10 protein-coding genes are annotated in these 12,228 nt (G+C 55.0%); 6 read left to right on the plus strand and 4 right to left on the minus strand.

What is annotated here, in order from left to right; translation table 11 throughout:
- Positions 1-19 precede the first annotated feature (19 nt).
- The 4 genes from MWU55_RS11155 to MWU55_RS11170 all read right to left on the minus strand — a co-directional run bounded on the left by MWU55_RS11155 (position 20) and on the right by MWU55_RS11170 (position 6,497).
- Positions 20-1,066: a DUF475 domain-containing protein gene (locus MWU55_RS11155; protein WP_246936250.1), complete on the minus strand. Its 1,047-nt coding sequence runs from the start codon at positions 1,064-1,066 to the stop codon at positions 20-22.
- Between the two features lie 3 nt (positions 1,067-1,069).
- On the minus strand, positions 1,070-3,544 hold the full coding sequence (locus MWU55_RS11160; RefSeq protein ID WP_246936251.1) for a TRAP transporter large permease subunit: 2,475 nt from the start codon (positions 3,542-3,544) through the stop codon (positions 1,070-1,072).
- A 114-nt stretch (positions 3,545-3,658) separates the two neighbouring features.
- Positions 3,659-4,753 carry a TRAP transporter substrate-binding protein gene (locus MWU55_RS11165; protein ID WP_246936252.1) on the minus strand — a complete coding sequence of 365 codons (1,095 nt, stop codon included), beginning with the start codon at positions 4,751-4,753 and terminating at the stop codon, positions 3,659-3,661.
- Between the two features lie 142 nt (positions 4,754-4,895).
- Complete coding sequence (locus tag MWU55_RS11170; protein WP_246936253.1) at positions 4,896-6,497, minus strand: choline dehydrogenase; 1,602 nt, start codon at positions 6,495-6,497, stop codon at positions 4,896-4,898.
- A gap of 108 nt (positions 6,498-6,605) precedes the next feature.
- Between MWU55_RS11170 and MWU55_RS11175 the strand changes: the two genes are divergently transcribed.
- The 6 genes from MWU55_RS11175 to MWU55_RS11200 all read left to right on the plus strand — a co-directional run bounded on the left by MWU55_RS11175 (position 6,606) and on the right by MWU55_RS11200 (position 12,213).
- Entirely contained in the window at positions 6,606-7,370 is a 765-nt protein-coding gene (locus tag MWU55_RS11175) for an IclR family transcriptional regulator (RefSeq protein WP_281501860.1), read from the plus strand.
- A 233-nt stretch (positions 7,371-7,603) separates the two neighbouring features.
- Positions 7,604-9,559 carry a DEAD/DEAH box helicase gene (locus MWU55_RS11180; RefSeq protein ID WP_246936255.1) on the plus strand — a complete coding sequence of 652 codons (1,956 nt, stop codon included), beginning with the start codon at positions 7,604-7,606 and terminating at the stop codon, positions 9,557-9,559.
- A 153-nt stretch (positions 9,560-9,712) separates the two neighbouring features.
- Positions 9,713-9,859 (plus strand): hypothetical protein, encoded by a 147-nt coding sequence (locus tag MWU55_RS11185; RefSeq protein ID WP_246936256.1) that lies wholly within the window; start codon positions 9,713-9,715, stop codon positions 9,857-9,859.
- 113 nt (positions 9,860-9,972) lie between these two features.
- A complete protein-coding gene (locus MWU55_RS11190) occupies positions 9,973-11,307 on the plus strand; it encodes an integrase arm-type DNA-binding domain-containing protein (protein ID WP_246937882.1) in 1,335 nt (444 codons plus the stop codon).
- A 3-nt stretch (positions 11,308-11,310) separates the two neighbouring features.
- Positions 11,311-11,952, plus strand: a complete 642-nt coding sequence (locus MWU55_RS11195; protein WP_246936257.1) for a hypothetical protein — start codon at positions 11,311-11,313, stop codon at positions 11,950-11,952.
- Between the two features lie 75 nt (positions 11,953-12,027).
- Complete coding sequence (locus MWU55_RS11200; protein ID WP_246936258.1) at positions 12,028-12,213, plus strand: AlpA family phage regulatory protein; 186 nt, start codon at positions 12,028-12,030, stop codon at positions 12,211-12,213.
- The last annotated feature ends 15 nt before the right edge of the window (positions 12,214-12,228 follow it).

Consider the following 12,228-nt stretch of genomic DNA (forward strand, 5'->3'; position numbering starts at 1 on the left):
CCTGTAAACTGGCGAGAGACTATGCTTCACGCTTGTTGTGAATAATGGAGGCGTAGAAGGCCAAGGCAATCAAAGCCATGCCGATACCGCCGGTTATCAGTTCGTGAACATGCACGAGGGATTGAAGGAACATCACGATGGAAAGCGCGAAGATCGAATAGAACGCGCCGTGCTCAAGATATCTGAATTCGGCCAAGGTGCCTCGCTCGACCAGCATGATGGTCATCGAGCGCACATACATCGCGCCAATGCCAAGACCGATGGCGATCAAAAGGATGTTGGTGGTCAGGGCGAAGGCACCGATCACGCCATCGAACGAGAAACTGGCGTCGAGCACTTCGAGGTACAGGAAAGCCCCTAGCCCACCCTTGGCACCAATCGCGGCAGTCGAACCTGCCATGTTGTCAAGGTAAGTCCCAAGCCCGTCCACCATGGTGAAGACCAGCAGACCCATAACGGCCGAGGTCAGGAAGGGTCCGACCTCAGGTCCGGGCAGGGACTGAGAGATCAGCATGACAATGACCAGGACCAATGCGATCTCGAACCCTCGGATCGATCCCCATTTCCGCAGACGTTTTTCAACCACTGTTATCCAGTCAATCGACTTGTCTTCGTCAATGAAGAACTTCAGCGCCACCATCATCAGGAAGGTGCCACCAAAGGCCGATATGGGGCCGTGGGCGTGGCCGATGATGCGGGAATACTCGTCCGGATCGGCAAGTGCCAAATGCATCGCCGCAAATGGGTTGATCCACGCAAAGATGGCAACGATGGCCAGCGGGAAAACAATTCGCATTCCGAAGACCGCGATCAAGATACCCCAAGTCAAAAAGCGTTGCCGCCAGACCGGTGTCATTTCCTCCAGCTTGTTGGCGTTGACGATTGCGTTGTCAAAAGACAAGGCAATCTCAAGCGCTGCCAGCACTGTTCCGACCATCAGGAATGACAACACACCGGCCATACTGCCTTCTGTCGCCCAGCCTAACCAGCCAGTTAGGCCAAGACCAATGACGGTCGTGATCAATGGCCATTTCAGATAGGAAAGAGAACTACGATGCTCACTCATGGTCTAGTTTCCTGACATTACCGCCGGCAGCCAAAGCACCAGCTGGGGGAAGATGAACAGAAGGATCAGGCCCAACAGCTGGACCAACATGAACTGCATCATGCCAAGGTAGATGTCCTTGAGATCCCAATTGGGCACCACGCCCTTAAGGAAGTAGGCCGACAATGCAACCGGTGGCGACAACCACGCGGTTTGCAGGTTCACCGCGACCAGAATGCCAAACCAAACCATCATGTCATAGCGATCCAAGCCATAGACATCCAAAGCTTCCACGGTTGGCAGCAGGATCGGCACCACAATCAACACGATCGGAACCCATTCCAACGGCCAGCCTAAAAGGAAGATCAGAGACATTACGAGGATCAGGATCAGATAAGGTGACATGTCCAGCCCCAGCAGCAGCTCGGTCATCATCTTGGGCGTGCCCAATGCACTGAACTGTGCACCAAAGAAGTTCGAGGCAGCCACAAGGAACATGATCAGAACCGTGATCTCCAACGCCTTGATCAGGCTGTCAAAGAAGCTTGGGATGGTGAACTTGCGATAGGCCAGCGACAGCAGGATCGCACCAAACGCACCCATCGCGGCGGCCTCTGCCGGCGTTGCAAGGCCGAGCAGGATTGAACCAAGCGCGAATGAGATCAAGATCGTCGGGGGCATCAGCCCGGCGAAGAACTCGTCCCACAGGGCGGAGAAGTAGAAGCCACCTTCCGCTGCCGAGCTGTAAATTGGACGTCCAAGGAACGCCAAAAGCAAGATGAAGGCTGCCAACACGGTCGACCAGATTGGCAAACCGCCACCGTCGCTCATGTTCGCGACGACCATATAGAGGTGGAACAGCACCGCGATCGGCAGAACGATCCGAAGGATGTTCAGTTTCCGATAGGCCTGATAGGCGATGAACAGTGTTGCGACCAAGACGATCAGCCCACCGAATGGGATGACCCCGCCGAACGTCCCGCCCATGCTATGCCCAAAGACGCGGCATACGGTCAGGACGCCTAGGCAAATCAAAGCCACTTCAGCCCCATAGAAATTCGACGTATCCGGCTGATCTTCTTCCGGCAGGATCGGACCGAGCTCTGGGTTCAGCCAGCAACGCCCAAGCGTGTACAGCAGATAGAGCGAGGCCAGAAGTGCGCCGGGGATGAACGCCCCGCGGAACAGGTCCAGCGTGGACACTTCCAAGACCGGACCCATAACGATCAACATGATCGAGGGCGGGATTAGAATGCCAAGCGTTCCCCCTGCGGTGATTGTTCCGGCGGCCAATTGGACGTTGTAGCCAGAACGGCTCATCGTGGCGCCCGCCATAATACCCAGAAGCGTCACGGATGCGCCCACGATTCCGGTTGCGGCAGCAAAGATCGTCGAAACGATCAAGACCGCGATAAAGAGCGCACCGCGCACGCGTGCCATGATCATCTGGATGGATGCGAACAAGCGTTCCATCAGACCAGCGGCCTCCATCACGATCCCCATCAGGACGAACAGCGGCACCGCCATTAGCTGATCATTCAGCATGGTGGAGTTCGTGTTGAGCGTCATCAGAAGGGTCGTCAGTTTGAAGTTCGCGCCCCAAATGCCGAACACGAAGGCCAAGAAGATCAGCGTGAACGAGATTGGGAAACCGATGAAAATCACGAACAGCATCGCGCCAAGCATGATCAATCCAATGGTCGGTTTTGACAGCTCAGGACGGGCCGCCATCAGGTCCGAGAACCATGCGCCACCTGGCACCCAATCAGGCAGGAACACCGCCATCACGAGCCAAGCCAGTCCGATCAGATAGATCGGCAAAGCCCTTACGAACCAGCGTTCACGCTCTTTGCCCATTTTGTGGAACGCGCGGAAGATCTCAGGGATACCTTGCAGCAGCAAAAGGAAACCACCAACGGGCATCGCCAAACGCGCCGGCCACAGAAGCGGCCCCCACGCGCTGTCGATTTGCATGGTTTCGCTTCTTGAGTAGGCAAGCCACCAAAACTCGCAGGAGACCACGGTGAAAAAGATCATCGAAGGGATGAAGAACATCAGGTAGAGCAGCGCATCGACGGTCGCTTGGGTCTTGTCGGTCCAATTCCGGTAAAGGAAGTCCGCGCGGATATGTACGCCGCGCATCAGGCCGTACCCTGCCGCTGCCATGAATAGGACACCAGCAATCATGCGGCTGGTATCATAGACCCACAGTGTGGGGCCAAGACCGATTGAGCGCGCGAAATCAGCAAAACCAGCATTCTGCAGGATCGCAAACGAGTTCCGCGACAGGACCTCAAACACCACCACGATAATCAACGGCACCATCAGCAGCGCAATAAGTTGACCAGCGCGATAGTTGATCACGTCAATCGCCGCCGTGATTGGGCGCTGCCAAGGTGTCATATCCTCTGGCGTCTCGCCGGGTGCCTCAGCACGTCGTTCCGCGATCAGCTCGTCAGCGATTTCGAGCTCTTCGGGGTTTACCTCATCTGCGGCCATACCCGCTCTCCCTTGTTGTCGGTGCCCATTTTGGGTCTTCATTTTTGAAAAAGGCCGACGCCCTTATCGAAAATGAAGCGCGGGGCCACGGGGGCCCCGCACCAAAGGCTGGTGTTATTTCAGCGTGTCGGCGTGTGCTTTACCCAAACTTGCGTTCGAGGCTTGTGCGCCCGCCCAGAATGGAACCGCGACATCCGCGAAATCCTTCTGAGACTGCCAAACTTCTGCGAAGAACTCGTTCTCATCCGCAGCTGCTTGCAGCGCGTTCTTGGCCGCTGCCATATACTCGGTGAAGTAATCGGCAGGCGTGTCCTCAAGGATAACACCGTGGTTATCGGTCAGATCCTTCAGCGCCTTACCGTTTTCATAGATACGGTAGGACATGGACTTGGACAGCGATGCGTTTGCAGCAACTTCCAGAGCTTTCTTTTCAAGATCGCTCAGCCCGTCATAGAAATCACCGTTAATGTACATGTCGGCGTTCACGACAACCTGGTGCAGACCTTGCAGGTAGTAGTGCTTAAGCACCTTCTGGAAGCCAAAGACAGAGTCTGGCTTCGGGCAGCACCATTCAGCCGCATCGATTGTGCCTTTTTCAAGCGCTGGCAGGATGTCGCCACCGCCCATTGCAACGGCAGGAACGCCGATATCTGCATAGGCTGCACCAACCATTCCGGGAGGTGCGCGGAAACGCATCTGGCGGAAGTCATCCATGGATTCGATTGGCTTCGGGAACCAGCCCAGAGCCTCGGGGCCAACAGGCTGCAACATGAAGGCTTTAACGTTCACGCCCATTTCATCCCACAGACGGTCATAAAGCTCGCGGCCACCACCATATTGGAACCAGCTCAGGAATGCGATGTTGTCGAGACCAACACCAGCACCCGCTACCGGTGCACCAAAGAGGTTGGCTGCAACGTGCTTACCACCCCAATAGTGGGTCCAGGCGAAGCCACCTTCAACAAGACCGGCATCAACCGCGTCCATGATGTCACGTGGGCCAACAACGGCACCAGCAGGCAGAACTTCGATCTTCAGCGAGCCGTTGGTCAGCGCCGCGACGTCTTTCCCGAATTCATTCAGCATAAAGACTTCGTCAGCAGTGTTCGGCAGAACCGATTGAATACGCAGCACTTTTTCGGCCATCGCAGCGGACACCGAAAGTGCCAGTGCTGCAGCGCTTACTGCTACATGTTTTAGTTTGAACATTTCTGTTCCTCCCTAGTTGTGTTGCCTTCACGTTGGTTTTCATTGCTGCCGAAGGCGAAGGCATGATCCTGGCAGTTGTTTGTTGGCCGCGCGGAAATATGTATCCGCTTGGCGGGGTGTCCCGGCTTTTTGGCTGAGAAGCTCATTGGCCTGCGTCCCTAAGCACGAGATCGCTGGCTTTTTCTCCAATCATAATGGCGGGCGCGTTGGTGTTACCGCTGACGATCTGCGGCATGATCGAGGCATCGGCCACGCGCAGTCCCCGAACCCCTTTGACCCGAAGGTCAGGGTCCAGAACCGCCATTGGGTCGACGCCCATCTTACAGGTTCCGGTTGGATGATAGATCGTCACAGACGAACGACGCGCCCAATCCAAGGTCGCCTCTTCATCATCAAACGCAACATGTGCGCCCGGCGCGTGCTCCTCGGTGACATGTGATCGAAGTGGCTCGGTCTGCGCGATCTTTCGCGCGATCTGGATGCCTTTCACGATTGTCCTGCAATCGGTTTCAGTCGACAGGTAATTCGGGTGGATTTCCGGATGATCATCCATGTTGGCCGAGGTCAGCGTCAGATGACCCGCGCTTTCAGGGCGCAATTGCAATACAGATGCCGTAAATGCCGAAAACTTATGTGGTCCGTCGGCTGGTTTATCTGCGCTCCAAGGCTGGATGTGGAACTGAATGTCGGGCGTCGCAAGGTGGTCTTCTGTTTTCAAAAACCCGGTGCCGAGGCTGGCTGCCATCGTCATCGGACCGCGCTGGGTGAGCATATATTGAATGCCAATCATCGCTTGCTTGAAGATATTGCTGGTTTCGGTGTTGATCGTGCTGAGGTTTGTTTTGAACACGGGGCGCGCCTGCAAATGGTCCTGCAAGTTCTTACCCACACCCTTCAAGTCGACTTTCACCTCAATGCCGTGTGACTTGAGTTCCTCAGCATCGCCAATTCCTGACAGCATCAGAATTTGTGGCGATCCGATTGCGCCTGCGCTCAGGATCACCTCATGCCGAGCTTTAAGCTCTTGCATCGTTCCATTACGGCGGGCGCGAATGCCGACGGCACGCCCGTCATCAATCAGAACCTTTTCGGTTTGAATGTCGGTGATGACATGCAGGTTCTTTCGATCTCGGTAAGGGGTCAGATATGCTGCCGCCGACGAACAACGCCGCCCGCCTTTCATCGTCAGCTGAAAGTGCCCAACGCCTTCTTGGTCGGCACCATTGTAATCTGGATTGCGGCGGTAACCTGCAGCTACGGCTGCGTCTACCCAAGTATCAACGATTTCGCGCTTTAGCCGGGAGTTCTGAACTGACAGTGGTCCGTCTTCGCCACGCAGTCCCGTTGTGTCTGTACCCTCCCAGCTTTCCGAGCGCTTGAAGAAAGGCAGGACTTCATCCCAGCCCCAACCTGTGCAGCCCATCTGCGCCCAACCATCGTAGTCTTGTGGTTGCCCGCGTACGTATAGAAGTCCGTTGATGGAACTCGAACCGCCCAACACACGACCTCGCGGCCAAGGGATCGAACGCCCTGCAATGCCTGGGTCGTTTTGAGTTTTATAGCGCCAGTCACTGCGCGGATTGTCCATCGTGCGAAAGTAGCCAACCGGAATATGGATCCACGGATTGCTGTCTTTCGGCCCAGCCTCAAGCAGCGCAACCGAGTACTTTCCGCTCTCGGAAAGACGATTGGCGAGTGCGCATCCAGCGGACCCAGCCCCAACAACAATGAAGTCAAACTCCATCAGACCCTCTAAATTATCAAAAAATGAGACTTTAAGTCTCGTTTTTGGTAAAAAAAGAGCCTAAGATGATTCGTGTGAATTGCACCATTCTTTTTTCAGGGGACTTTGATGACGTCGTCAGATCGAATTCCGACAAACCTTAGGACTCTGCTTATTCTCGAGGTATTGGGGCGAAGTGATCAGCCCATGACGGCCACTGAAATTAACGATGTGCTGGGATTGCCCAAACAAACGGTCCATCGCTTGTGTGCCACATTGGAAGAAGAAGGTTTCATCGCGCGCATTGGCAGCTCGAAACGTTATCAGGTCACGCGCCGGCTGCGTGAACTTGGGTCTGGCCTTCTTCACAATTCAAGAGACCACATAACCAGACGGCAGATATTGAAAGACCTTGCAAACAGTGTTGGCGAGACAGTGAACTATGTTGTGCCCGAGGATGACGGAATGCGGTATCTGGATCGGGTTGAAACCGATTGGGCCTTTCGCATTCAGCTGCCCATCGGGACCAATGTGCCCTTTCACTGTACGGCCAGTGGAAAGTGCTTTCTTGCAAGCTTGCCACCTAAGCAGCGTGAAAGCCTAGTCCACAATCTGAACTATGAACGTATGACAGATCAGACCCATGTGTCGGCAGATACTTTGCTTGAAGAATTGGCCGACGTGAAGAAACAGAAATACTCCTTGGACCGAGAGGAGTTTCTTGACGGAATGATCGCCTTGGCTGTTCCGATCACGGATTCAAATGGCAGGTTTGTCTCCGTCATCGCGATGCACGGCCCAACACAGCGGCTTTCGATTGAAACTCTCGTTTCTCAGGTGAGCTTGATCCAGAATGCAGCTAGGAAACTCAGCCAAGCGCTCTTCTCTGATTAAGGCGGGTTTTGCCTGTCTTCTGGAGTTTGACAGTGGGGCAGGTGGGTTTGTGATCCGCGGATACCCCATCCCTTAAGGGATCATGGTCAGATCGCAGAAAAGCCTATACATTAGGGCTTTGATGTCCTATCCGCAGCCTCTGTGCCCGTCAAAGGCACCAAGATGCGCCAATTCAACGCGTTCGGCCCTTTCGGGATCTCGGATGCGCCCTCCAGATACAAAGAAGAAAAGCTGTGAAAGAAGCCCTAAGAGCTGCGATTGAAGATCGTGGATACACCACGCTGACGCCCGTGCAGCAGGCTGTTCTGAAACCCGAACATACAGGATGCGATCTGTTGGTGTCCGCCCAGACTGGATCGGGCAAGACGCTTGGGTTCGGGATCGCAATTTCTGAGACCATTCTGGAGGATGGTGAGCAATTTAACGGCGCTTCGGCCCCGCTGGCCTTGGTCATTGCCCCAACCCGCGAACTGGCGTTGCAAGTGAAGCGCGAACTGAGCTGGCTTTATGCCAACGCAAAAGCTGTGGTGGCTTCCTGTGTGGGCGGCATGGACATGCGTGACGAACGCCGCGCCTTGGCGCGTGGCGCGCATATCGTGGTGGCAACGCCCGGCCGTTTGCGCGACCACATTATGCGTGGCTCTATTGATCTGACCTCTATTCGCGCTGTCGTACTGGATGAAGCGGATGAGATGCTCGACCTTGGCTTCCGCGAAGATCTGGAGTTCATTCTGGGCGAAGCCCCCGATGAGCGTCAGACGCTTTTGTTCTCGGCAACTGTTCCCAAGTCGATCATGTCGCTTGCCGCGAGCTATCAAAAGGACGCGGTCCGGGTGGTGGCAAAATCCGAGAACGCACAGCACGCAGATATCGAATATCGTGCGATGCTGGTCGCGGAGCATGACACGGAAAACGCGGTGATTAATACGCTGCGCTTCCATGAGGCGCCCAATGCCATCGTATTCGCCAACACCCGCGCGATGGTTAACCGTTTGACAACGCGCCTGTCAAACCGCGGGTTTCAGGTTGTTGCCCTGTCTGGGGAACTGTCGCAAAGCGAACGGACACATGCCCTGCAAGCCATGCGCGATGGACGAGCCCGCGTGTGTGTGGCCACCGATGTCGCCGCACGCGGGATCGACCTGCCAAATCTTGATCTGGTGGTGCACGCTGAATTGCCATCGAGCCACGAGACATTGTTGCACCGTTCTGGCCGCACCGGCCGCGCTGGGCGCAAAGGAGTGTCGGCTTTGGTCGTGACCAAGCGGTCCCGCAAGAAAGCAGAGCGTATCTTGGGCTGGGCCAAGCTGAAAGCAGAATGGGGCAACGCCCCGTCGGCTGAAGCCGTCAAAGCCCGTGATGAGGATCGGATGCTGGCGGATCCCGATTGGGATGCGCAGATCGAAGAAACAGAACGTGCGACGATCGAAAAACTGCAAGAGAAGTTCTCGGCAGAGCAAATTGCCGCCGCGTATTTGCGGATGTATCGGATGACTCGTTCCGCGCCTGAAGACCTTGCAGATGTGGAAGCTCGCCCTGAGCGCAAAGAGTTCGGCAAGTCTGTTTGGTTCTCGATTTCAGTTGGGCGGGATGCGGGGGCTGAACCTCGTCGCCTTTTGCCGATGCTGTGCAAGGCCGGAGGTTTGAGCCGCGAAGACGTCGGTGCGATCCGTGTAAAATTCGACCAGTCTTACGTACAGATCCTTGAAGCGAGCGCCAAGAAGTTCCTGAAGAATATCGGAGTGGATATGACGCTGGAAGAGGGCGCGGTTGTCACTCAACTGGCCGAGCCGCCCGCGTTTGAGACCTCAGGAGGCGGTCGCAAGGGTCCCGCTGGCCCCGGCAAAAATCGCAAACCCGGTGGTAAACCTCGACAAGATAAGTTCGAACGTAAGGGGAAATCCGGATCATATGAGAAGCGTTCAGGCTCTGGACCAAAATCCGGAAAACCGAAGCCGCGTTATGATACGACGGACGCAGGTGGCTCGCAAGCAGACGCCTCCCCCAAGCGCCCGAAGCATGACGCAGGTCAGGACCATAAAGCGCGTAAAGGGGGCAAGCCAAAAGGTCCGCTCCCGCCTGCCGGGAAGCCCAACAGCAAAAAGAACAAAGCCCGCGCACTAGCCGCTGGTGGGAAAGCCGCGCCAAAGCGCAACAAGCCAAAAGGCCCAAAACGCACCAAGTCTTGAAGCGACCACCCAGTTGTACAGACAAACCAAGTATTGATTGACGCACCAGACGTTAATCAATGCTGGCGGTTGCGCTCTTTCCGTGATCCTGGCTGACTTAGCGTCCAAGGGGGCAGTCCAAAGGCGACGCATTCTCGGCCCCTGGTCAAAAAGATGTTCGCTTTGGTTTCGACACGCGAGCATCTGAGGTTTCCGGATTGCCCCAATGCCGCCCAGACCGAGGACGACCCAGCCGCCAGCGAACGCGTGAAAATACTTCACTGGAAAGTTGTTATGAAGTTTGGAGGCGAGTACCGCTAATGCACCGCTGTCGCAATTTGTCTCTTTATGTTTTATTTACAGGGTGTTGCCGGATTTCCCTTGTCTCGGCCTGTCGCATGAAATAGCAATATATCACATCCTTTTGGGTGGGTATGAGTGGGATAGAAAATTTGGGCACCGGTTCGATTCCCAAATTGAACAAGGAACGGTCCGTGCCGAAAAGAGCCAAAGAATTAGCACCCTTAGAAGTTAAGCGGCTGACGAAGCCAGGCGTGCATGCGGTTGGGGGTGTCGCCGGACTTGCGCTTCAAGTCACCAGCACCGGTGCAAGGTCGTGGGTTTTTCGCTATCGACACAACGGAAGGCGGCGCGAGGCAGGCCTCGGACCCTATCCTGACGTTCCCTTGGCCAAGGCGCGTGACTATGCGCGCGAAGCACGTGAGCTTTTGCGCAATGGTGTGGACCCAATCGCAGAGCGACAGGCAGCGCGTCGAAAGCTGCTCACTTTCGCCGAAGCCGTTGAACGCTACGCCGAAGAAAAGACCGTTGAATTTAACAGTCACCTTCATCGCAAACAATGGAAGGCATCACTCAAAAGACATGCAATTCCGACGCTGGGTGCAATAGCCGTTACGGATGTGTCGCTGCAGGATGTCTTAGAAACGCTTCGCCCGATTTGGACAGAGAAGACGGAAACAGCCTCAAAAGTTCGTCAACGTATTGAGCGTGTGTTGGATTACGCCACAGTGGCCGGCTATCGAAGCGGCGAGAATCCCGCAAGGTGGCGTGGCAATCTCGACATGGTTTTGCCTGCGCCGACGAAACTCACCGGTGCCAAGAATTATCCGGCTCTGCGCTTAGATGATGCGTCGCGTTGGTTTCGGGCGTTGCAAGCTCGGTCGGGCACCAGCGCGCGCGCCTTAGAGTTCCAAGCCCTGACCGCTGCACGCACTGGCGCAGTTCGGTTCGCAACCTGGGATGAGATGGACTTAGAAAAAGGGTTGTGGACGATACAACCAGGTCGACAATCGTCTAAAATTCCTCCGTCGGGCAAACCTCACCGCGTGCCGCTTTCTGCCCAAGCCCTCAGGATACTGAGTGAGTTGCCGCGAGAAACGAACAACCCGCTTGTGTTTTTGGCGCCCCGAGGCGGTCCCATGTCGGATGCTTCGCTCGCCGCAGTGATGCGAAAAATTCATGCAGCTGACATGCGCGAAGGGGAGGGGGGCTATCTAGATGCGCAGCACGGTCGTCCCGCCGTTCCTCATGGTCTTAGATCAACGTTTCGGACTTGGGTTGCTGAATGTACTCAGTTTGACGGTGACATGGCGGAAATTGCATTGGCGCACAAAGTTGGCACGAAAGTTCAACAAGCTTACGACCGGTCAGATCAGCTAGTGAAGCGCAAAGGCATGATGGAAGCCTGGGCATTGTTTTTGCAGGGCGACCACCAATCAAAATCAAATAATCAATTCGGCCGGGGCTAAGGCATGGGTATCAATGAACTATTGAAATCAGCAAACTACTATTTGGCCAATGTGGACGAATTGAATATCGAGCAGGATTTGTGGGCCAGCAAAATCGACGCTCCCAGCCTTCCGCGTTGCGATCCTGAGCACGCTGCTGCAATGCGGGCTGCTTTAGTGGAGATCGATAGGCTCAAAGTTTCGGGTGATTACGAAGCTGTGCGTGCGCGTCTTTTTGAAGAACTCGGATTGGAGAAATACAAGTTTGAAGGGTTTGAAATCCCACCCAAGTTTCGGGAGTTCCTCGGCAACTGGCATAATCTGAGAGATGGAATGGAAAGCCCGGACGAAGTCCAACGGGAGAGGTTTCAGAAGTTCTTCGAGACCGCGCAAATTCAAACCAGGGAACTATCGGAAACTCACGATCTCATCAGAGCTCTTGAACCCGCAAAGAAACAGAAAGGCCGTCCGCCAGGACCAAGGCCTCCTTGGCGAAAATATGCGACAGCGCTCGATGAAATGCGGATTTTGTGTGCAGAGGGTGTAAGCATTCTTGAAGCGGCGCGTCAGGTGGCTAAAAAGCAGGGCCTCGCCCAAGAAGAAAGCCGCGCGAAGTATCTCGAAAGGCATTATCGAAACAGGAAGGAACTCCGGGAAATTAAATAGCGCGCATTTCTATTACTTTGAAAATCGAGCAAATGCCTTCGATATTAGGTTCATCAGTAACAAGAGGTGAAATCCATGAATGAAACGTTTCTATCTGACACAGATCTTGCCGTTCGCTTCAGCGTCTCTCGCCAGACAGTGTGGCGGTGGCATCGATCGAACTCCGGTTTTCCGCGCGCTGTAAGCCTGTCGCCTGGATGCACCCGTTGGAAACTCTCAGAAATCGAGATCTGGGAGAACAGGCTTGCTGAGGTCGCCTGATGAAACTCAGTGGTT

The sequence above is a fragment of the Aliiroseovarius sp. F20344 genome (genome assembly GCF_023016155.1).
GTDB lineage: Bacteria > Pseudomonadota > Alphaproteobacteria > Rhodobacterales > Rhodobacteraceae > Aliiroseovarius.

Bases quoted from the DNA above. Each gene is read 5' to 3' on its own strand.
- MWU55_RS11195 (WP_246936257.1), top strand. From the start codon at position 11,311: ATGGGTATCAATGAACTATTGAAATCAGCAAACTACTATTTGGCCAAT.
- MWU55_RS11160 (WP_246936251.1), bottom strand. From the start codon at position 3,544: ATGGCCGCAGATGAGGTAAACCCCGAAGAGCTCGAAATCGCTGACGAG.
- MWU55_RS11190 (WP_246937882.1), top strand. From the start codon at position 9,973: ATGAGTGGGATAGAAAATTTGGGCACCGGTTCGATTCCCAAATTGAAC.
- MWU55_RS11185 (WP_246936256.1), top strand. From the start codon at position 9,713: ATGTTCGCTTTGGTTTCGACACGCGAGCATCTGAGGTTTCCGGATTGC.
- MWU55_RS11200 (WP_246936258.1), top strand. From the start codon at position 12,028: ATGAATGAAACGTTTCTATCTGACACAGATCTTGCCGTTCGCTTCAGC.
- MWU55_RS11165 (WP_246936252.1), bottom strand. From the start codon at position 4,753: ATGTTCAAACTAAAACATGTAGCAGTAAGCGCTGCAGCACTGGCACTT.
- MWU55_RS11175 (WP_281501860.1), top strand. From the start codon at position 6,606: ATGACGTCGTCAGATCGAATTCCGACAAACCTTAGGACTCTGCTTATT.
- MWU55_RS11170 (WP_246936253.1), bottom strand. From the start codon at position 6,497: ATGGAGTTTGACTTCATTGTTGTTGGGGCTGGGTCCGCTGGATGCGCA.
- MWU55_RS11155 (WP_246936250.1), bottom strand. From the start codon at position 1,066: ATGAGTGAGCATCGTAGTTCTCTTTCCTATCTGAAATGGCCATTGATC.